Source organism: Janthinobacterium pasteuri (assembly GCF_051380775.1).
In the GTDB taxonomy this organism is placed as follows: domain Bacteria; phylum Pseudomonadota; class Gammaproteobacteria; order Burkholderiales; family Burkholderiaceae_D; genus Janthinobacterium.
The window spans coordinates 59092-79043 of the sequence record NZ_JBNYXS010000013.1 but is presented as its reverse complement, the minus strand read 5'-3'; the positions used below and the strand labels follow the sequence as shown (position 1 = coordinate 79043).

The window sequence follows — 19952 nt, the reverse complement described above, 5'->3', positions numbered from 1 at the left end:
ATCTCGGCAATCGCGCGCACGGCCAGTCCGTGCGCGCCACCTTTTCATTTGCCAAGATTGCTTTTCCCATGACGTTTTCCTCCCTCGGCCTGATCGATCCCCTGGTCCGCAAACTTGATGAGCTCGGCTATGCCAAGCCCACGCCCGTGCAGGCGCAAGCGATTCCTGCTGTGCTGGCCGGGCGCGACCTGATGGCCGCCGCCCAGACGGGCACGGGCAAGACGGCCGGCTTTGCCGTGCCGCTGCTGCAGCGCCTGACGCTGGAAGGCGTGGTGGCGCCCCAGTGCGTGCGCGTGCTGGTGCTGGTGCCCACGCGCGAACTGGCCGAGCAAGTCTATGCCAGCTTCCGCAGCTATGGCGGCAACTTGCCGCTGCGCAGCTTTGTCGCCTACGGCGGCGTGCCCATCGAGCCGCAGATCAGCAAGCTGCGCAAGGGCCTCGACGTGCTGGTGGCCACGCCGGGTCGCTTGCTGGACTTGCAGACGCAGGGCGCCGTCAAGTTCGAGCAAGTGCAAACCTTGGTGCTGGACGAGGCGGACCGCATGCTAGACCTGGGCTTCGAGCGCGAGCTCGATATATTGCTGATGAGCATGCCCAAGCAGCGCCAGACCCTGCTGTTCTCGGCCACGTTCTCGGACGCCATCCGCGCCATGGCGAAAACCATGTTGAAGGATCCCGTCTCGGTGGAAGTGAGCGCGCGTAACAGCACGGTCAAGGCCGTGAAGCAGTCGGTGATCGTGTGCGACAAGAAATGCAAGCCGGAACTGTTTTTGCACTTGCTGAAGAAAAAGCGCTGGGGCCAGGTCCTGGTCTTCGTCAAGACGCGCAAGGGTGTCGAGCTGCTGGTGAACACCTTGCTGGAGCAGGGCGTGCGCGCCGATTCCATTCACGGTGACAAGACCCAGCCGAACCGCTTGCGCGCGCTGGCCCGTTTCAAGGCGGCCGAGGTGCAGGTGCTGGTGGCCACCGACGTGGCCGCCCGCGGCCTGGATATCGACCAGTTGCCCGTCGTTGTCAATTTCGACTTGCCCACCGTGGCGGAAGACTATATCCACCGCATCGGCCGCACGGGCCGCGCGGGCGCTTCGGGCGAAGCCATATCGCTCGTCTGCGCCGATGAGGTGGAATTGCTGTCGGCCGTTGAAGCGCTGACGCGGCAAACCCTCAAACGCAACGAAGAGCCCGGTTTCGAGGCGGAACACCGCGTGCCGGGCACGTCTGCCGGCGGCACCATCCAGAAAAAAGCCGTCAAGGTGCTGGCGCCGAAGGCGGCCGAGCGGGCCAAGAAGCGCCGCTTCTACAAATAAGCGGCGCAGTGAGCTTGGCGAGGCAAGGCGCGCTGCATGGATATGGCATTCGTGCCATCATGCGGCTATGACCTCGATACCTTTGTTCCCGCTCAATACGGTGCTGTATCCCGATGGCTATCTGCCCTTGCAGATCTTCGAGGTACGCTATCTGGACATGATACGTCAATGCATCATGGGCGAGCAGCCGTTTGGCGTGGTGCAGTTGCTGGACGGCACGGAAGTACGCAAGCCGGGCCAGCACGAAACATTTGCGCCCGTGGGCACCCTGGCGCGCGTCATCGATTGGGCTGCGCCCCTGTCGGGATTGCTGCATATCAAATGCATGGGCATGCAGCGCTTTCATATCGTCTCCAGCGAGCAGCTGAAGCACGGCTTGTGGATGGCGCAGATTGAAACCTTGCCGCCCGATAAAACCATTCCCATCCCGCAAGAGCAGCAAAACGTGGCCGACGCGCTGGGCGCGCTGATACGCACCTTGCAGGAGCAAAAGATTCTCCCTGAACAAATGCCCCTGCAGCCGCCATACCGGCTCGACGAGTGCGGCTGGGTGGCGAATCGCTGGTGCGAGCTGCTGTCCTTGAGCGCCATGCAAAAGCAATTATTGCTCAGCCAGGACAATCCCGTGCTGCGCCTGGAACTGGTGCAGGATATGTTGACGGACAATGGCTTGCTGGAAGACTAAAACGCCAGAAGCCGCATGCTTGCACAATATTGTGTTGTGCAATTGAAATTTCTATTGAGAAATACTTTACGCTTTGCCGCCGCTGGCATAAGATAATGCCCCTTGGCAAGATTGCCCTGAGTAACATTCAAGAGTACACGATAATGGCAAAAGTTAGCGCGGAACAGATCAATGCGGCAATGGAAGCGATGGCGGGCGAAGGCCAGGCCATCACGGTGCGCGCGTTGCGCGAGCGGCTGGGCAACGGCGCGTGCCTGGGCACCATCAGCAAGCTCTTGCAGCGCCGCAAGGCAGGCGCGCAGCGTCAGATCGCAGCCGCTGCCGAACTGTCGCCCGTGCTGCAGCAAGCCATCCTCGATTATGTAGGACAGGAATTAAGCGCCAGTCACAGCGCGCATGAAGCCGAGATGAACGACTATCAACAGGAATTGATGGACCTGGCCAGCGAGAACGAGCGCCAGCAAGAAATGCTCGACTTGCAGGCGGGCGAACTGGAAACGTTGCGCGAGGAACTCGAACGCGAACGGCAAGTAGCCAACCAGGCCCGCACCGACCTGGCCAAGGCGCAGCTGCGCCTGGAAGGCTTGCCGCGCCTGGAAGAGGCGGCCGAGCAGGCGCGCATGGACCTGGCCAAGGCGCAGTTCAAGCTCGAAGGCATCCCGCGCCTGGAAGAGGCTGCCGAAGCGGCGCGCGCCGAACTGATCCAGGCCCAGCTGAAGCTGGAAAGCCTGACGCGCGTGGAAACGGAACTGGCGGCTGCCCGCCTGGAACTGGAGGCGGAGCGCGAAGAGCTGGGCGAAACGCGCGCCGAGCTGGACGAAGAGCGCACCTTGCGCATCAAGGCGCAGCAGTTCATCGTCGATCCCATCTTCAAGACGCCTGTCTGAGGACACCTGACCAAACCTGCTGCGCGTCGCGCTTTGCGGCCTGCGATGCTCACCGTACTGGAGTACGGTTGCGCTTCTTAGCCACCTCTCCCTTCCGCTCGCGACGGTTTTGTCAGGTGTCGATGCGTCGTAGGGATTGTGTCATGCGTGCTGAAACGGGCCTTGCTGGCTTAAAATGGCGCACTGTCGCGCCATGCCGCGCGGCACCTGATCGCAAAGAAGGTTTATGTCTGTAGAAAAACAAGTGCCGCTCCCGCTTGCGGCCCCCCCTATATCGCCGCGCGCCTTGCCGCCCAGGCCGCCAGCGGAATTCAGTTCGCCCGAAGCGGCGCTTGCGCGCAAGCAAGCGCGCGAAGACAAGGATGCGCAGGTGCGCGGCGTCACGTCCATCGACGCCATGCGCGAGGCCATCAAGCAGGCGGCGCGTGACTTGCCCTCCATCGGCGCCGTGCCGCACTTGGGCAGTCTCAGTGCCGACGTTTTCCGCGCGCGCGCCGCGCAGGGCCTGCCTTTCCTGATGCGCGGGCTGGTGCAGCGCTGGCCCTTGTCCAAGCTCGAGCCAGACATTTTGCGCGAGCAGTTCAGCCATGTGCCCGTGCGCGCCAGGGTGGGCGACTACATCAATACGGCGTTTGCGGCCGACCGCGCCATGCAGGACATGTCGATGGGGCAATATCTGGACCTGGTGGCAGAGGGCAAGTACGCGTTGCCGCCGTATCTGGGCAACCTGGAATTGCGCGAATTGAACCGCCTGTGCCACTGGCCCACGTATTTCGACAAGATGGGCCCGCCACGCTTCTGGGTGGGGCCGGCTGGCACGGTAACGCCTTTGCATTGCGATTACGACGATAATATCTTCGCCCAGGTGTGGGGCCGCAAGCGCATCATTTTATCCCCGCCGCACCACGACGAATTCCTGTATCCCAGCGAAGCGAACGCCATCCTGTTCGGCTCGCCGTTTGACCCGGAAGCACCCGATTTCGAGCGTTTCCCTTTGGCGCGCCAGGCCAGCATGATCGAATGCCTCGTCGAACCGGGCGACATGCTGTATGTGCCCGCCGGCTGGTACCATCAGGTGCGCGCGCTGACGTTTTCTCTCTCCTCGAACCGCTGGGCCAGGGCCATGCCGCTGGCGCTGCATGGCGGGGCGGCGCTGCGGCGGTCCACCGGTTGAACCCTCATTGTTAAACCACTGCTGGAGCAGCATATCGATACCCTGGCCCGTGCCCTGATACTTGCCACCACTTACATCGACGGCCTGGACGCAGCCGACCCCGATGCCGACATTGCCGCACTGGAATCGGTCGCGGCCGAATTGCGGCATGCCAGTGCGGAAGAGCAAGCCAGCCTGGTGCGGGCCGCCTACGCGCTGGGTTTTCCCGATTGGCCGGAGGAGATGGGGCTGCGGTGAAGGCCTGGCGTGCTGCTGTGATTTTGCTCATATCCGGCGATGCATGGTGCCTTGTGCTTGCACGGCTGTGGCCGCGCCGCGTCCGCACCGCCATTCGGTGAGGACGCCCGCGCAAATGAGCAATATCGCCCCGACGCTGGCGAGGGCTGGCCAGCGCTGCCAGCGATGCGCCCGAGCACGTCGGCCTGCACGGCCTCGTCAGCATGGATCTGCGGCGTTTTTTGCCCAATGTGGCCAGCTGACGGGCCGTTACTTGAGACCGCACCCCACCAGCAACAGCATCGGGCGCTCGCGCTCTTCCGCCAGGGCCGGCTGCTGCGCGACCTGTTCGTCTGTCGGGCCCCATTCTTCCACATGTTCCAGCTGGAAGCCGGCGCGTAACAAGGCATTGATGGTCGTGCCCAGGGTGCGGTGCTGCTTGATCACGCCGGGCGCCAGCCAGTCCGACACGCGCGGGCCTTGCTGCTGGTAGCTGTCGACAGGCCAGCACTTGCGGCCTTGCGCATCCGTCAGCCAGCCGGGCTGGCGCGGCGCCATGAAGATCGGGTGTTCGATGGAAAACACCAGCTTGCCACCCGGTTTCAAGCCGTGCCGGATGGTTGCCAGCAAGGTATCGAAACCTTCGATGTAGTGGAAGGCCAGCGAGCTATAGATCAAATCGTAGCTGGCGTGCGGCAAGGCCAGTTGTTCCAGGTTCAGCCGGGCATATGCGACCTCCACATGGCTCCCCATGCCACGCGCCTGCGCCAGCATCTTTTCTGACACGTCGACTCCCAGTACCCGTGCCGCGCCGGCATTGGCAGCCCAGCGGCAGAACCAGCCATAGCCGCAGCCCAGGTCGAGCACGCTTTTTCCCTGCAGTGTGGGCAGCATGGCGCGCAGGGCTGGCCATTCGGGGGCGCTGTCGAGGCCGCCGATGGAGCGGGGCAGCTGGCTGTAGGCCGTGAAGAAAGTGTCGTTGTCGTAGATATTCTGTGTCATGTGTCTTGATCCTTTTGGGCTGTGCGTTTGGCATGCCCGCTTCGCTGCGCCCGGTAAATACCCGCGTGGCCGGAAAACAGATACGCCACGACGCAGGCGATGGCCGCGTAGACGCCGATCTCCGCGCCAAACAGTTCCATCGCCATCAGGGTCGAGGCGATGGGCGTGTTGGCCGCGCCTGCAAACACGGCAACGAAGCCGATGGCGGCCAGCAGGGTGACGGGCTGGTGCAGCAGCGGTCCCAGTGCATTGCCCAGGGTCGCGCCGATGAAGAACAGGGGCGTCACTTCGCCGCCCTTGAAGCCCGTGCCCAGCGAGATGATGGTAAACGCCATCTTGGCGAGAAAATCGTGGGCGGGCAGCGCTTCCTTCAGGGCGTCGACGATGGTGGGAATGCCCAGGCCGATGTAGCGATCCGTACCGATCAGCCAGACGGCAGTGGCGATGACGACCCCGCCGGCCAGCGGGCGCAGTGGCGCGTAGCTGATCCAGCGCTTCATCAGCCCGCTCAAGCCGTGCGTGGCTTGCGCAAACACTTTGCCCGTCACGCCGAACAGCACGCCCGCGATCACCATGGCGCCCAGGGTCCAGGCGGAAATGGCGGGGATCAGCGGCACAGCGTAATGCGTGTGGCTAATGTGCAAAACCGGCCCCCATAGCAGGACCACCTGGTCGGCGATGACGGCAGCAGCCAGGCAGGGCAGCATGGCTTCGTAGCGCAGGCGGCCGATGGCCAGCACTTCCAGGCCGAAGATGGCGCCCGCCAGCGGCGTGCCGAAGACGGAGGCAAAGCCGGCGCTGATGCCGGCCATCAGGATGATGCGCCGGTCTTCATTGTTCAGGCGAAACATGCGGGTCAGCTGGTCGGCCAGCGCGCCCCCCATTTGCACGGCCGTGCCTTCGCGCCCGACAGAAGCGCCGAACAAATGCGAGATGACCGTGCCGCCCAGCACCAGCGGCGCCATGCGCAGCGGGATGATTTTTTTCGGGTCGTGGATTTCATCGATGAGCAGGTTCGCGCCGCCTTCGACACTGCTGCCGTAGCGCAAGTACATCCAGCCGACGGCAAAGCCCGCCACAGGCAGCAGCCAGATCAGCCAGGCGTGCGCCAGGCGCATGCGTGTCGCCCAGTCCAGGGTGAACAGGAAGCCGGCCGAGGCCGACCCTGCCAGCACGGCCACAACAACGGCGATCAGCAGCCATTTCAACAGATGCCATAACAGATCGGTGAGGGCGCTCAGGCGTTGCATCGGGCATCCAGTCAGGGCTGATGGGTGGGTGGGGATTCCTTACAGGCCCAGTTCGGCCACCAGCGCCTGGCCGATGGCGCGCTGTTCGGCCAGGATGGCGCGCAGGTGGTGGGGGCGTGTCCTGACATTTGTCATGACGACGCGCAGCACATTGGTCGGGCCTGGGTAGCGCGTCGATTCGAGCACCGTGCGCGACACAAAGCTGCGGCCCTGTGCCTTTTGCCGGTTTTGCAGCTTGGCGTTGAGCGTGTTCAACTGCTTGTTCAGCTCGCTCGCCGCCTCCACCTGGCCGCTGGCCAGCAAGCTTTCCATGTGCTGGCGCAAGTGCGCTGGCACGTAGCGGTAGGTCAGAATGAAGGTGTCCGAACGCGTGACGAGTTCGAAATCCTGCTGGTCGGCCAATAAATCCTGCAACTGGCCGGACAGGGTGGCCGCCTGCTGCAGCAAGGTCGTGTAGCCGGACACGCCCAGCACCTTGAACGAGGTCCACAGTTTCAAGGCGTCGAAGCGGCGCGAGCCTTCCAGCGACGTCTGGCCCAGGTCGCCCGAGTTGTCGCGCAAGATGTAGTTGGCGTTGTGTTTCAGCAAGTTCAAGCTGGCGCTGTCCTTGAACAGCACCATGCTTTGCGCCATCGGCACCCACAGCAGTTTATGCCCGTCGATGACGACGGAGTCCGCCAGGGCGATGCCGTCGTACAGGGCGCGGTATTGTTCGGCGATCAGCAGGGCGCCGCCCCAGGCCGCATCCACATGGAACCAGATGGATTCGCGCGCGGCAATCGCTGCCATGGCGGCCAGCGGATCGATGGCGCCCGTTTCCGTCGTGCCGGCGATGCCGATCATGGCGATGACCTTGATCTTGCGCGACTTCAATTCGGCAATCGTCGCTTCCAGCGCGGCGACATCGATGCGGTTGTCGCGGTCGACGGCGACCAGGTGCAAGGCGTTTTCACCGAGGCCCAGGGTCGCCAGCGCCTTTTTCACGGAATAATGGCTGCGGGCCGAGCCGATCACGGCCAGTCCCGCGTAGCTAGAATCCTGCATGGCGGCAAACAGGCCACGCTTGCGCGTGCCGGGCAGCTGCTGTTCCAGCGCCACGGCCAGCGCCGTCAAGTTGCCCATGGTGCCGCCATTGACGACATTGCCCAGCGCGCCGCTGGTGGCGGCCATCGCCTGCGTGTAGACGCTATCGGCTTGCTGGTACACCTGGCGGTGCAGCCAGCCGAGGATCTGTTTTTCGATCAGGGTCGACACATACGCTGTCTCGATCTTGACCTGGTTCTGGTTCAGGGTGGCCGTAAACGCTTCGGCCAGCACGCTGATCCAGGGCAAGGCCTGCGTCATGTGACCGATGTATTGCGGGTGGTTCAGCTGGGCCGTATTGGCCAGCACGGTAGCGTCGAGTTCTTGCAGGAAGGCCGCCACGGGCATGCCGTGCGCGGGCAGGCAGGTGTCGGACAGTTGCGTCAGCAGTTCCGCGTATGGCGTGTGCGGATACGGCGTGTCGCGCTCGGCCGCCAGCCAGCCGCCCAGCATGCGCAGCGCCTGCTGCAGGGGCGCGGGCGAGCGTTGCAGCGCATCGATGGAAAAATGCTGCTGCAGCAGTTGTTCGACAGGGGTATCGTTCATGGCGCTTTGTCTTCTCTACGGATTGCTGATGCCACGGTGACAAACGAATTGCGCCCAGGCGAAAGCGGGATTTTACCCGACTCCGCCTGGGCGCATCAGTTTGCTATTCCTGTCTGTGATCAGAAGTAGTTCAGGCCCAGCGCGGACTTGACTTCATCGGCCGTGCGGGCCGCTACTTCGCGTGCCTTGAAGGTGCCTTCCTTGAGCATCTGGATGACTTGGCCCTTGTCCTTGGCGAACTCTTCGCGGCGGGCGCGGATCGGCGCCAGCATTTCCTGCAAGACCAGGTCCAGGCGCTTTTTGACGATGCTGTCGCCCAGGCCGCCACGCACATAATGGGCTTTCATTTCGGCCAGCGCCGCTTTTTCCGGGTCGAACGCATCCAGGTAAGTGAAGGCGATGTTGCCTTCCAGGTGGCCCGGGTCTTCCACGCGCAGGTGCAGCGGGTCGGTATAGACTTTTTTCACGGCTGCCGTGATTTCGGCCGATGTCGCGCCCAGGTTGATGGTATTGCCCAGCGACTTGCTCATCTTGGCCTTGCCGTCGATGCCGGGCAGGCGGCCGATATCCGGCACCAGCGCCTTGCATTCCATCAAGACTTCGCGGTTGTACATGCGGTTGAAGCGGCGCACGATTTCATTTGTTTGCTCGATCATCGGAATCTGGTCTTCGCCCACGGGCACCACGCCTGCCTTGAAGGCCGTGATGTCGGCCGCCTGGCTGGCCGGGTAGGTCAAAAAGCCGGCCGGGATGTCGCGCTCGAAGCCGCGCAGGCGGATTTCTTCCTTGACGGTGGGGTTACGCTCGAGGCGCGCCACGGTGACGATATTCAGGTAGTAAAAGGTCAGTTCGGCCAGTTCCGGAATTTGCGACTGGATGAATACCGTGGTCTTGGCCGGGTCGATGCCGACGGCCAGGTAATCGAGCGCCACTTCGACGACGTTGCGGTGCACCTTGTCGATGTCGTCCATATTGTCTGTCAGCGCTTGCGCGTCGGCCAGCATGATGAATTGCTTGTAGCTGTTCTGGTAGGCGACGCGGTCGCGCAGGCTGCCCACGTAGTGGCCCAGGTGCAAGGGGCCGGTAGGGCGGTCGCCTGTCAGGATCACGGATTGCGAAGCGATGGCGGCGGCGGACAGCGGTGCGGCTGGGGCGTTATCGGTGTCGGGGGTATCGGGGGTGTTAGGCAAGCTCATCAAGTTTCCTTTTGAGCCGCCTGCATCGGGGATGATCCAGGCTGGAACCTGTTACGCCACCGATCGAGGCGGCGTGGATCAAATTCACATCACTATAGAGTGGCCGCGCGAAAGTGAGCGGGACCACCAATTCAAGCAGGCGTGTTGTGACGGGATAAATTTCATGGCGTTATGGTTGCAGTTCGTGCGCGTTCTGTCAAGTTGCGTGCCGATATATCTGCTGCGCTGCGTCAGAGGCTGGCCTACTGCAAAACTTGCTTTCCGGGTACTATTGCCGTTCGGCCACTTTTGCGTGGCATGAATCATTGGAGAACAGTATGCACGTGTCGTCCCCCGTCCGGCTCACCGGCCTGGCCCTGGTATTGAGTACCACCTTCAGCTCCCTGTTTGCCGCGCCCGCGCTGGAGCAAACGCCGCCCATGACGCCCGATATCGGCGCCAGGCTGGTGATGCCCGACCTGAATGACTACGTCAAGCGCGTGGAGATGATACCCATGCGCGACGGGGTCAAGCTGTACACGGTGATCGTCGTGCCGAAGGGCGCGCAGCGCGCTCCCATCATGCTCACGCGCACGCCCTACAATGCGGCCCGCCGCGCCCAGCGCGCGGCCAGCCCCAGCATGCTGGCCACCTTGCCGCAGGGTGACGACACCCTGGTGGAAAACGGCTACATCCGCGTATTCCAGGACGTGCGCGGCAAGCATGGCTCCGAAGGCGACTATGTGATGACGCGCCCTGTGCGTGGTCCGCTGAACGACACCAAGGTCGATAACGTCACGGATGCGTGGGACACCATCGAATGGCTGTCGAAGAATATTCCAGAAAGCAATGGCAAGGTGGGCATGCTGGGTTCCTCGTACGAGGGACATACGGTGCTGATGGCCCTGGTCGACCCGCATCCGGCGCTGAAGGTGGCCATACCCATGAGCGCCATGGTCGATGGCTGGCGCGGCGATGACTGGTTCCATAACGGCGCCTTCCGCATGCCCAGCCTGTCTTACCTGGCATGGCAGACGAGCGTGCGCGGCAGCGGCGACGCGCCTGTGACGGGCGTCTACGACGACTACGACGCGTATCTGCGCATAGGCTCGGCCGCCGACTACGCGAAAAAGTTTGGTATCGACAAGCTGACGTACACGAAAAAACTGTTCGAACACCCGGCTTACGACAGTTACTGGCAGGAGCAAGCGCTCGACAAAATCCTCGCCAAGCGCCAGTTGATCGTACCCACCATGCACGTGGTGGGGCAGTGGGACCAGGAAGACATCTATGGCCCCTACGCCACTTACCGGGCAATGGAGGGGCGCGACAATCGCAACAACCTCAATTACCTGGCCATCGGCCCGTGGCGCCATAGCGGCGTCAACTATGACGGTTCCAGCCTGGGCGCCTTGAAGTTTGACGGCGACACGGCGCGTCAGTTCCGCGAAAAAGTCATGCAGCCGTTCCTCAATCAATACCTGAAGGATGGCGCGCCAGACGCCAACACGCCGCCAGTGACGTCTTACCAGAGCGGCACGAACCAGTGGCAGCGCTTGTGGCAGTGGCCGCTGGCTTGCGAGACCTGCGAAACCAAGCTGACGCCGATCTACCTGCAGGATGGTTACAAGCTGGGCTTTGCGCCGGCGCAAACGGCGGCTGACTCCGCCAATGGCGCGTACGACGAATACGTGGCCGACCCGGCGAAACCTGTGCCGTTTGTCGCGCGTCCCGTGCGCCTCGGCGATGGCGAGCAGTGGAAGCCATGGCTGGTCAGCGACCAGCGCGGCTATGCGGACCGGACGGACGTGCTCAGCTATGTTTCCGAACCGTTGAAGACGGCCGTGCGCATCGCCGGCGCGCCGATGGTCAACCTGTTTGCCGCCACCAGTGGCACGGATGCCGACTGGGTGGTGAAACTGATCGATGTGTATCCGGACGAAGTGCCGTCGCAGCCGGCCATGGGCGGGTATCAATTGGGCGTGGCGATGGATATCTTCCGCGGCCGCTATCGCGATAGTCTCGAACATCCGACGGCTATTCCTGCGGGCAAGGTGGAACGCTACCGCTTCGCCTTGCCGAACGCCAACCACGTCTTCCTGCCCGGCCACCGCATCGCCGTGCAAGTGCAGTCGAGCTGGTTCCCCCTGTATGACCGCAATCCGCAAACCTTCGTGCCGAACATCTTCCTGGCCCAGCCTGGTGATTACAAGAAGGCCACGCAGCGCGTCTACCACGCAGCAGGCGCGGCCAGCGCAATCGAGTTGCCGATAGTGCCGCTAGACGCGCGTTAGGCGATTCGCATCAGGATGGCTCCCGCCGCGATCAGGGTGATGGCCTGGTAGCGGCGGCGATCAGACCCGGCACGCCTGTGTCCCTAGCGCGGGCGTATGCTGAGCGAGAGCATTTCCTGGCGGTGATGACGCTGGAAGCCTTCCATCACGGAACCCGAGCGGCTCGCCTTGTCCAGCAGTTCACGCAGGGCCGCCTGGTCTTCCGCCGTCAGCGACTTGCGCGACAGGTAGACGCCGCTCATGCCCCACGGCAATTCAGGCAGCGCCTCCAGGCGCAGGCGGTCGGCCAGCCCATACACGCGCGCATCGTTTTGCGCCACGCCGGCCAGGATGGTGGGCGCCATGATGGTGGCGTCGATGAAGCCGCTTTGCATCAGGCGTGCCACGGACAGCGCATCGACTTCGTAGAACAGGCGTCCCTGGCTGCTCAGTTCCTTCGCCAGCGCCTGGTAGGGTGCGCCATAGTCGTAGCCGCGCACCAGCGCCACGCGCAATTCGCGCCGTTCGATCAATTCCTGCATGGTGTTGATGGGCGCGCGCGTGCCTTGCAGCGAGATCAGCAGGGGGCGGCTGCCCAGCATGGGGATGAACAGGCCATGCTGGTCGCGCCGCAGTGTGCTGCTGGCCGGCATCAGCATATCGGCCTTGCCCGTCTCGAACATCGCCTCCAGGCGCGCGCGGGGTACGGCCGTGAAGATGAAATTGCAGCCGAGCTTGGCACCCATGCTGCGCAGCAAGTCGGGATAGATGCCACCGATGCTGGCGCCATTGATCACCACGCTGGCGCCGATGGCCGAGACGGGCACCTGGATGTCGCGCGAACATTGCGCGCTGGCCAGCGATGGCAGCGCCAGCGTCAGCATGGCCACGGTTCGGCGCCAGGCGCTGGAATAAAATTCAGTCATACCCATCCTTGCTTACCATCGAATGCCGGGCGTCGGTAACGCGCGGTTGATTATCGCATTCTCGCTTATTTATTTCTCAAATACAATATTATCTTGCCGACTACTTTGTGGTGGAAACCACAAGTCTTGCCTCGCGTTGCGCCTTGAAGTAGCGCCAGGCCACCAGGATGCCCAGGGTTTGCATGATGGCGCATAGATAGAAAGTGCTGCCGATGCGCCAGTCCTGTGGCGGCAAGTGGCTCACTTCGCCCAAGATCATGCTACCGAGCAAGGGCATGATGATGATGCCGAGGCTGCTGATCGATTGCAGGGAACCCATCAGTTCTCCCTGTTCGCTGGCGGCGGACGCCTTCGAAATGATGCCTTGCAAGGCGGGGCCGGCGGCAAAGGCCAGCAGGTTGCACAAAATCAAGGCATACATCATCCAGCCTTGCGTCGCAAGGCCGTACAGCAGGTAGGTGAGGGCGCCCGAGGCCATGCCCAGCAGCGACAGGCGCACTTCGCCAAAACGCTTGATGAGTATCCCCAGCAAGCCCGCCTGCACCACGGCCGCACACAGGCCCACGCAGAACAGGGCGATGCCGTTCTGGCGCGGCGTCCAGTCGAAGCGGAAATGCGTGTACAGCACCCAGGTGGTGTTGAGCATCATTTGCGCAAACGTCATCAGGCCGAAGGCCAGCACCAGGCCGCGGATCTCTACGCGGCGCACCAGTTTCAGCAGGGCGGCAAACGGATTGATGCGCGCCAAAGTAAATGGCGCGCGCGGACCCGGCTGCAACGATTCGGGCACGCAGAAATAGCCATAGATGAAATTGGCTGCCGACAGGCCCGCCGCCACGTAAAACGGCAGGTGCAGATTGATCTCGCCCAGCAGGCCGCCCAGCATGGGGCCGCAAATGAAGCCCAGGCCAAAGGCGGCGCCGATCTTGCCGAAGCTCTTGGCGCGGTTGTCGTGCGTGGAAATGTCGGACGCATAGGCGGACGCGACCGACATGCTGGCCGACGAGACGCCGCCGATGATGCGCCCGATGAACAAACAGGCCAGGTTCGGCGCCCAGCCCGTGGCGAGGAAATTGATGCCCATGCCGGCCATCGAGTACAGCAGCACGGGACGGCGTCCTACGCGGTCGCTGATGGCGCCCAGCATGGGCATGAAGATGAACTGCAGCAAGCCGAAGACGGCCGCCATGATGCCGTACCAGAACGCTTGCGCTTCCTTGCCGTTGACAAAGTCGCCGATCAGGATGGGCAGCACGGGCACCACCAGGCCGATGCCCAGCATGTCGATGAAGACGCAGACGAGGATGAAATTGAGGTTGCCGGCACGAGCGGGCGCGGCTGGGGAGGACGGGGAATGGCTGTCGGGGCTGTTTTTATCGGACATGCATGCTTTCGGCGTGTTGGCGTTGCGCCGGCGCGTTGCAGGTTTCTGCCGACGCGCGGCGCGATAGCTGAAGCTTGCATTATAGACAGCATGTGCGCTGCTGGCTATCGCCACCAAGCTTATGTGCTCATTCCCCATTCGTCGGCAAAGGCGATGCGGAAGTCCGTCAATACGGCCAGGCGCTTCTCGGCCAGCACGCGGCCCGCCGCCGTCTGCATCTTGCCGGGCAGCTTGTCGAGCTTGGTGACGATATGGTCGAGCGCGTAGGCCTTGTCGTCCAGTGCGCGATGTTCGGCCAGCGGATCGTTGCCGTGCGCCAGTGCGCTGTCCATGCGCGCCGCCGTATAGAACAGGCGTGCCAGTCCCACGGCGCCCAGCGCGTCGATGCGGTCGGCATCCTGCACGATTTGCGCTTCGATGGTGTGCGGCGGCAGATTGGCGGAAAAACTGTGGGTCTCGATGGCGTGGGCCACGCCCGCCAGTTTTTCTGCAGGGAAATCCAGCTCCGCCAGCCGGTGGCAAGCCAGCGCGGCTGCCTGGCGCGACGCCAGGTGGCGCTCGGGATGGTTTTTCGGCAAGTTGACCAGGTCGTGCAGGTAGCACGCGGCCATCACGACGAGCGCATCGGCCTGCGCGTGTTCCTGCAGCAAGACGGCGGCGTTGCGCCACACGCGCTGCAAATGGTTGATATCGTGGGCGCTGTCGTCGCCCAAGTCGGCTATGGCCAGTGCCAGCAGGCGTGGCTGCCATTGGGAAAGCAAAGAATGCATGGGTTAAAGTCGTCAACATCAGGGGCCGCCAGTGTGGCATAAAACGCCGCCGCATGTGGCGGGAAGTCTGGCGCCCCGGCGTGCCGTGTTTGCCACATACGTGCATTTTTGGAAAAGCATTGGCCCGGCGATCGCTCTTTTTTAGTGCATGTAAAATTTACATGGGGTAACATTGCCGCACGGAAATTAGAGACATAAGCTAATTGCTAGAAAGTATTTGCAAAAACATACAAGTGGCAGCCATTTCATTAATTGTGGATGGCTCGTCACGTCCAGGGCCCGCGTGCAGCGTGTCCTGGCCTGCGCCCCAGGCGAGTTAACGAAAGGATTATCATGAACACCATTTCCAGCGACACTGGCGCAACCGTTGCCAAGGCTGCCGAATACCTGGCCTTTACCCTGGGCCAGGAAGAGTACGGCATCGACATCCAGAAAGTCAGCGAAATTCGCAGCTATGAAACGCCGACCCGTATCGCCAACGCGCCCGAGTTCGTCAAGGGCGTGGTCAACTTGCGCGGCATCATCGTGCCCATCGTCGACATGCGCATCAAATTCAACCTGGGCACGCCCAGCTATGACCAGTTCACCGTCGTCATCATCCTCAATATCGGCAACCGCGTCGTCGGCATGGTCGTGGACCGTGTGTCCGACGTCACCACCCTGATGCCGGAACAGATCAAGCCGGCGCCGGACATGGGCCGCTCGATCGACACGGAATATGTGATCGGCCTGGGCACCCTCGACGAGCGCATGCTGATCCTGGTCGATATCGACCAGTTGATGTCCAGCGCCGACATGGGCTTGATCGAGAAACTGGCGGCGTAATGCTGCAGTGAAGAGAATTCCCCGGCATATTGTCAAAAACCATTGACATTGAGTATTGCATATCGTTTCCGCAGGGAGCACGCTAGCGCATTTTCCTGGCGCACGGTTCAACTGAACCGTGCGCCAGTTTACTTGGCAGGACAGATTTGGCGGCGTCCGCCCTGCTGTCCCTGGCGCTGGCTACAGGGCCTCTTCTGGATATTAGGATAGTTCACATGAATTTGTTAAGAAACGTCAGCATCGGGGTGCGTCTGGGATTGGGCTTTGCCGTCATTTTGCTGTTTTCCATGCTCATTACGGGCATCAGCGTCTGGCGCCTGCACGACGTGGCCAGCGCCACGCGCGTCATGATGGAGCAGCCGCTGGCCAAGGAGCGCTATATTTCCGACTGGTATGGCCGTATCGACAGCGCCGTGCGCCGCACCATCGCCATTGCCCGCAGCAGCGACACTTCGCTGAGCGGCTATTTCGCCGAAGAATCGAAAGTCTCGTCGTCCAGTTCGGCCGAGCTGCAAAAGAAGATTGAGGCACTGATCGACTTGCCCGCCGAAAAAGCCATGTTCGCGGGCTTGCTGGAACAGCGCAAGGTGTACATCAGTTCGCGCGACCAGGTCTACAAGCTGAAGGGTGAGTCCCAGGTCGAGGCCGCCAATGAAGTGTTTGAAAAGACCTTTGTGCCGGCTGCCGCCAAGTACCAGAAGATGGTGCTGGACTTGCTGGAACACCAGCGCGCCAGCATCGACACGACGGCGCGCGAGATCGACGCCGTCGCCAATGCCAGCCGCAAGTTGCTGCTGGCGCTGGCCGTGCTGGCGCTGGCTTTTGGCGTCGTCTGCGCCTGGGTCTTGACGACGGGCATCGTGCGCCCGCTGCGCACGGCCGTGGACATTGCCCGCAAGGTGGCCGATGGCGACTTGACGGCGCAGATCGATGCCAGCGCCAAGGATGAAACGGGGCAACTGTTGCAGGCGTTGAAGGACATGAACACCAGTTTGCTCAACATCGTGGGCGAAGTGCGCAGCGGTACGGACAGTATCGCCACCTCGTCGACGCAAATTGCCGCCGGCAACCAGGACTTGTCGAGCCGCACGGAAGAGCAGGCCGGTTCGCTGGAAGAAACGGCGTCGTCGATGGAAGAGTTGACGTCGACCGTGAAACAGAATGCGGACAATGCGCGCCAGGCGAACCAGTTGGCGGCGTCGGCCGCGCAAGTGGCCGTCAAGGGCGGCGAAGTCGTGGCGCAAGTGGTGGGCACGATGGAATCGATCAATGCCTCGTCGAACAAGATCGTCGACATCATTTCGGTCATCGATGGCATTGCCTTCCAGACGAACATTTTGGCGCTGAATGCGGCCGTGGAAGCGGCACGTGCAGGCGAGCAGGGTCGCGGCTTCGCCGTGGTGGCGTCCGAAGTGCGCAACCTGGCGCAGCGCTCGGCATCGGCGGCAAAAGAGATCAAGACCCTGATCGGCGCGTCCGTGGAGCAAGTCAACGCGGGCAGCATGCTCGTGGCGCAAGCCGGTTCGACCATGAACGATATCGTCGACAGCGTGCAGCGCGTAAGCGACATCATCACGGAAATCACGGCAGCCAGCAGCGAGCAAAGCGTGGGCATCGACGAAATCAACCGCGCCATCGGTCAGATGGATGCCGTGACGCAACAAAATGCAGCCCTGGTGGACGAGTCGGCGGCGGCCGCCGAATCGATGCAGCACCAGGCGCACAAGCTGGCGCAAGTGGTCAGCGTGTTCAAGCTCCATGGCCAGCAGCAGGCCAAGGTCAACGGCGCGAACGCGATGAAACGCCCGGCAGCGCCGCAAACCGCCTTGCGCCTAGGCGCACGCTGAATGCCGTTGCGGCTGCCCCGCGCAGCCGCAGCCTTCTGTTCCCTTTTATATAGTCTGGTTCCGCTTTTTTAGGATATTCACATGAATTTGTTAAGAAACGTCAGTATTGGTGTGCGTCTCGGCCTGGGTTTTGCCGTCATTTTGCTGTTTTCCATGGTCATTACCGGCATCAGCGTCTGGCGTTTGCACGACGTGGCCACCGCCACGCGCAACATGATGGAGCAGCCGCTGGCGAAGGAACGCTATATTTCCGACTGGTACAGCAAGATCGACAGCGGCGTGCGCCGCACCACGGCCATCGCGCGCAGCAGCGACACGACATTGGGCGCGTATTTTGCGGAAGAAGCCAAGCAATCGTCCGTCGTATCGGGCGAACTGCAAAAGAAAATCGAAGCCTTGATTTCCAGCCCGGAAGAAAAGGAACTGTTCCGCCTCGTGAGCGAACAGCGCAAGGTGTACCTCGATTCGCGCGCGCAAGTGTCGAAGCTGAAGGCCGATGGGCAGGAAGCGGCAGCGGAGCAAACTTTCCAGAACGTCTTCGTGCCCGGTTCGACGAAATACCTGAAAGTGGTCAACGACATGCTGCAGCACCAGCGCACCAGCATCGACACGACGGCGCGCGAGATCGACGAGGTCGCCAAGACGAGCCGCAACTTGCTGCTGACACTGGCTATGCTGGCGCTGGGCTTTGGCGTCGTCTGCGCCTGGTTGTTGACGACGGGCATCGTGCGCCCGCTGCGCACGGCCGTGGACATCGCCCGCAAGGTGGCCGATGGCGACTTGACGGCGCAGATCGATGCCAGTGCCAAGGATGAAACGGGTCAACTGTTGCAGGCATTGAAGGATATGAACACCAGTTTGCTCAACATCGTGGGCGAAGTGCGCAGCGGCACGGACAGTATCGCCACCTCGTCGACGCAAATTGCCGCCGGCAACCAGGACTTGTCGAGTCGCACGGAAGAGCAGGCCGGTTCGCTGGAAGAAACGGCGTCGTCGATGGAAGAGCTGACGTCGACCGTGAAACAGAATGCGGACAATGCGCGCCAGGCAAATCAGTTGGCGGCGTCGGCGGCGCAAGTGGCCGTCAAGGGCGGCGCAGTGGTGGCGCAAGTGGTGGGCACCATGCAATCGATCAATGCCTCGTCGAACAAGATCGTCGACATTATCAGCGTCATCGATGGCATCGCCTTCCAGACGAACATCCTGGCGCTGAATGCGGCCGTGGAAGCGGCACGCGCAGGCGAGCAGGGTCGCGGCTTCGCCGTGGTGGCGTCCGAAGTGCGCAACCTGGCGCAGCGCTCGGCATCGGCGGCAAAAGAGATCAAGACCCTGATCGGCGCGTCCGTGGAGCAAGTCAACGCGGGCAGCATGCTGGTGGCGCAAGCCGGTTCGACCATGAACGATATCGTCGACAGTGTGCAGCGCGTGAGCGATATCATCACGGAAATCACGGCAGCCAGCAGCGAGCAAAGCGTGGGCATCGACGAGATCAACCGCGCCATCGGCCAGATGGATGCCGTGACGCAACAAAATGCAGCTCTGGTGGAAGAATCGGCGGCGGCCGCCGAATCGATGCAGCACCAGGCGCACAACCTGGCGCAAGTGGTCAGCGTCTTTAAATTGCATGGCCAGCAGGCCAGTGTCAGCGGCTTGAAGGGGGTAAAACGTCCGGCAAGCAAGGAAGCCAAGCCTGCCTTGCGGATCGGCCGCGCCGCTTAATCCTTTTCCACCCAGCCGGCGATCGCCAGCTGCGACAGCCGGTCCGCCTCGCCATTCCTGTGGCGGGGCAGCCAGCACAAGCTCACATCGGTGAATTGTTCCAGCAGGGCCACTACGGTGGCCCTGTGCGTTTCCAGTCCCTTGGCGCCGACCGGCGTCGTTCCCAGCACATCGTTGATCACCACCTGGCTGTCGCCGTACAGCAGCAGTTGCGCGGGCGGCGGGCGTATGCTGAGTGCCGCCTGCAGCACGGCTGTCAGGGCCGCATATTCCGCGTCGCTGCTGCTGCCATAACCGGCCGCCTGACTCAGTTCGATGCGCTCGCCGGCCGGCCCCAGCAACAGGGCGCCTATGCCCAGCTTGCCCGGGTTCGGGTGGGCGGAGCCGTCGAACCAGCCGCGCCAGGCCTGCGGGCCGCCATGGTCCTGGCGCATGAGCGCCAGCTGCGCGCGGCGCGCCTGCATCTTTGCTTCCTTGCGCTGTTTGCGTGCCTGTGCTTCCGCCGTCATGGCTTGATGAGCCAGGTGTCGATCAGGCTGCCTATCCAGCACGCCACGAGCACCCCCACGGCCACCGTCATGGCGGGGCCGTCATTGGCGGAGAGTCGCTCCACTTTTTCCATGATCAGCTGCACATCGAGGGGCAGGGCGCCACTGTCGATCTGTGCCATAACCTGGTCCAAACGTGCCATGATCTGGCGTAATACGAGCAACAGGGCGACCAGGGCCGGCACGAGGAACAGGCAGCCACGCGTCTTGCGTCCGAGCAAAAAGTGTCCGCTGCCGGGAAACACCAGCGCCGATAGCAGCAAGGCCTGATGACGCTTGGAAAGAGGGGAAACGCTCATGCGTGCCTTTGTGAGGAGAAAGAGCGTTCCATCATA

17 protein-coding genes are annotated in these 19952 nt (G+C 62.4%); 8 read left to right on the top strand and 9 right to left on the bottom strand.

Features of this window, described 5'->3' with window-relative positions; genetic code table 11:
• The first annotated feature begins 68 nt into the window (after positions 1-68).
• From ACQ4WN_RS14760 to ACQ4WN_RS14745, 4 genes are all read left to right on the top strand, one after another.
• On the top strand, positions 69-1307 hold the full coding sequence (locus tag ACQ4WN_RS14760; RefSeq protein ID WP_436552222.1) for a DEAD/DEAH box helicase: 1239 nt from the start codon (positions 69-71) through the stop codon (positions 1305-1307).
• A gap of 67 nt (positions 1308-1374) precedes the next feature.
• Positions 1375-1992, top strand: a complete 618-nt coding sequence (locus ACQ4WN_RS14755) for an LON peptidase substrate-binding domain-containing protein (RefSeq protein WP_436552221.1) — start codon at positions 1375-1377, stop codon at positions 1990-1992.
• Between the two features lie 143 nt (positions 1993-2135).
• Positions 2136-2879, top strand: coding sequence for a DNA-binding protein (locus ACQ4WN_RS14750; RefSeq protein ID WP_436552220.1), 744 nt, complete (start codon positions 2136-2138; stop codon positions 2877-2879).
• A gap of 226 nt (positions 2880-3105) precedes the next feature.
• Positions 3106-4053, top strand: a complete 948-nt coding sequence (locus ACQ4WN_RS14745) for a cupin-like domain-containing protein (protein ID WP_436552219.1) — start codon at positions 3106-3108, stop codon at positions 4051-4053.
• Positions 4054-4539: 486 nt separating this feature from the next.
• Here the strand turns inward: ACQ4WN_RS14745 and ACQ4WN_RS14740 are convergent, their stop codons facing one another.
• From ACQ4WN_RS14740 to trpS, 4 genes are all read right to left on the bottom strand, one after another.
• Complete coding sequence (locus tag ACQ4WN_RS14740; RefSeq protein ID WP_436552218.1) at positions 4540-5271, bottom strand: class I SAM-dependent methyltransferase; 732 nt, start codon at positions 5269-5271, stop codon at positions 4540-4542.
• Entirely contained in the window at positions 5268-6521 is a 1254-nt protein-coding gene (locus ACQ4WN_RS14735; protein WP_436552217.1) for a voltage-gated chloride channel family protein, read from the bottom strand. Before ACQ4WN_RS14735 ends, ACQ4WN_RS14740 begins: the two co-directional genes overlap by 4 nt.
• A gap of 39 nt (positions 6522-6560) precedes the next feature.
• Positions 6561-8150, bottom strand: coding sequence for a pyridoxal-dependent decarboxylase (locus ACQ4WN_RS14730; protein WP_436552216.1), 1590 nt, complete (start codon positions 8148-8150; stop codon positions 6561-6563).
• A gap of 119 nt (positions 8151-8269) precedes the next feature.
• A complete protein-coding gene (gene trpS / locus ACQ4WN_RS14725; protein ID WP_436552215.1) occupies positions 8270-9346 on the bottom strand; it encodes a tryptophan--tRNA ligase in 1077 nt (358 codons plus the stop codon).
• A 317-nt stretch (positions 9347-9663) separates the two neighbouring features.
• Here trpS and ACQ4WN_RS14720 point away from each other — a divergent pair, with 317 nt between their 5' ends.
• Positions 9664-11619, top strand: a complete 1956-nt coding sequence (locus ACQ4WN_RS14720; protein ID WP_436552214.1) for a CocE/NonD family hydrolase — start codon at positions 9664-9666, stop codon at positions 11617-11619.
• 83 nt (positions 11620-11702) lie between these two features.
• Here the strand turns inward: ACQ4WN_RS14720 and ACQ4WN_RS14715 are convergent, their stop codons facing one another.
• From ACQ4WN_RS14715 to ACQ4WN_RS14705, 3 genes are all read right to left on the bottom strand, one after another.
• Positions 11703-12524 carry a substrate-binding periplasmic protein gene (locus ACQ4WN_RS14715; protein ID WP_436552213.1) on the bottom strand — a complete coding sequence of 274 codons (822 nt, stop codon included), beginning with the start codon at positions 12522-12524 and terminating at the stop codon, positions 11703-11705.
• A 100-nt stretch (positions 12525-12624) separates the two neighbouring features.
• Positions 12625-13908: a TCR/Tet family MFS transporter gene (locus ACQ4WN_RS14710; RefSeq protein WP_436552212.1), complete on the bottom strand. Its 1284-nt coding sequence runs from the start codon at positions 13906-13908 to the stop codon at positions 12625-12627.
• Positions 13909-14027: 119 nt separating this feature from the next.
• Positions 14028-14678, bottom strand: a complete 651-nt coding sequence (locus ACQ4WN_RS14705; protein ID WP_436552211.1) for an HD domain-containing protein — start codon at positions 14676-14678, stop codon at positions 14028-14030.
• 333 nt (positions 14679-15011) lie between these two features.
• On the opposite strand from ACQ4WN_RS14705, the gene ACQ4WN_RS14700 reads away from it, so the two are divergent.
• The 3 genes from ACQ4WN_RS14700 to ACQ4WN_RS14690 all read left to right on the top strand — a co-directional run bounded on the left by ACQ4WN_RS14700 (position 15012) and on the right by ACQ4WN_RS14690 (position 19069).
• Positions 15012-15503 carry a chemotaxis protein CheW gene (locus ACQ4WN_RS14700; protein ID WP_436552210.1) on the top strand — a complete coding sequence of 164 codons (492 nt, stop codon included), beginning with the start codon at positions 15012-15014 and terminating at the stop codon, positions 15501-15503.
• A gap of 215 nt (positions 15504-15718) precedes the next feature.
• Complete coding sequence (locus ACQ4WN_RS14695; protein ID WP_436552209.1) at positions 15719-17350, top strand: methyl-accepting chemotaxis protein; 1632 nt, start codon at positions 15719-15721, stop codon at positions 17348-17350.
• Between the two features lie 81 nt (positions 17351-17431).
• Entirely contained in the window at positions 17432-19069 is a 1638-nt protein-coding gene (locus ACQ4WN_RS14690) for a methyl-accepting chemotaxis protein (protein ID WP_436552208.1), read from the top strand.
• On the opposite strand, the gene ACQ4WN_RS14685 is transcribed toward ACQ4WN_RS14690, so the two are convergent.
• Positions 19066-19578 (bottom strand): ribonuclease HI family protein, encoded by a 513-nt coding sequence (locus ACQ4WN_RS14685; protein WP_436552207.1) that lies wholly within the window; start codon positions 19576-19578, stop codon positions 19066-19068. The two genes, ACQ4WN_RS14690 and ACQ4WN_RS14685, sit on opposite strands and share 4 nt — an antisense overlap.
• Positions 19575-19916 carry a hypothetical protein gene (locus ACQ4WN_RS14680; protein ID WP_436552206.1) on the bottom strand — a complete coding sequence of 114 codons (342 nt, stop codon included), beginning with the start codon at positions 19914-19916 and terminating at the stop codon, positions 19575-19577. The genes ACQ4WN_RS14685 and ACQ4WN_RS14680 overlap by 4 nt, the downstream gene beginning before the upstream one ends.
• Positions 19917-19952 lie beyond the last annotated feature (36 nt).

Excerpts from the sequence above, each read along its gene's own strand:
- ACQ4WN_RS14755 (WP_436552221.1), top strand. The coding sequence starts at position 1,375 with ATGACCTCGATACCTTTGTTCCCGCTCAATACGGTGCTGTATCCCGAT.
- trpS (WP_436552215.1), bottom strand. The coding sequence starts at position 9,346 with ATGAGCTTGCCTAACACCCCCGATACCCCCGACACCGATAACGCCCCA.
- ACQ4WN_RS14690 (WP_436552208.1), top strand. The coding sequence starts at position 17,432 with ATGAATTTGTTAAGAAACGTCAGTATTGGTGTGCGTCTCGGCCTGGGT.
- ACQ4WN_RS14760 (WP_436552222.1), top strand. The coding sequence starts at position 69 with ATGACGTTTTCCTCCCTCGGCCTGATCGATCCCCTGGTCCGCAAACTT.
- ACQ4WN_RS14730 (WP_436552216.1), bottom strand. The coding sequence starts at position 8,150 with ATGAACGATACCCCTGTCGAACAACTGCTGCAGCAGCATTTTTCCATC.
- ACQ4WN_RS14685 (WP_436552207.1), bottom strand. The coding sequence starts at position 19,578 with ATGACGGCGGAAGCACAGGCACGCAAACAGCGCAAGGAAGCAAAGATG.
- ACQ4WN_RS14695 (WP_436552209.1), top strand. The coding sequence starts at position 15,719 with ATGAATTTGTTAAGAAACGTCAGCATCGGGGTGCGTCTGGGATTGGGC.
- ACQ4WN_RS14715 (WP_436552213.1), bottom strand. The coding sequence starts at position 12,524 with ATGACTGAATTTTATTCCAGCGCCTGGCGCCGAACCGTGGCCATGCTG.
- ACQ4WN_RS14710 (WP_436552212.1), bottom strand. The coding sequence starts at position 13,908 with ATGTCCGATAAAAACAGCCCCGACAGCCATTCCCCGTCCTCCCCAGCC.
- ACQ4WN_RS14740 (WP_436552218.1), bottom strand. The coding sequence starts at position 5,271 with ATGACACAGAATATCTACGACAACGACACTTTCTTCACGGCCTACAGC.
- ACQ4WN_RS14700 (WP_436552210.1), top strand. The coding sequence starts at position 15,012 with ATGAACACCATTTCCAGCGACACTGGCGCAACCGTTGCCAAGGCTGCC.
- ACQ4WN_RS14750 (WP_436552220.1), top strand. The coding sequence starts at position 2,136 with ATGGCAAAAGTTAGCGCGGAACAGATCAATGCGGCAATGGAAGCGATG.
- ACQ4WN_RS14720 (WP_436552214.1), top strand. The coding sequence starts at position 9,664 with ATGCACGTGTCGTCCCCCGTCCGGCTCACCGGCCTGGCCCTGGTATTG.
- ACQ4WN_RS14745 (WP_436552219.1), top strand. The coding sequence starts at position 3,106 with ATGTCTGTAGAAAAACAAGTGCCGCTCCCGCTTGCGGCCCCCCCTATA.
- ACQ4WN_RS14680 (WP_436552206.1), bottom strand. The coding sequence starts at position 19,916 with ATGAGCGTTTCCCCTCTTTCCAAGCGTCATCAGGCCTTGCTGCTATCG.
- ACQ4WN_RS14705 (WP_436552211.1), bottom strand. The coding sequence starts at position 14,678 with ATGCATTCTTTGCTTTCCCAATGGCAGCCACGCCTGCTGGCACTGGCC.
- ACQ4WN_RS14735 (WP_436552217.1), bottom strand. The coding sequence starts at position 6,521 with ATGCAACGCCTGAGCGCCCTCACCGATCTGTTATGGCATCTGTTGAAA.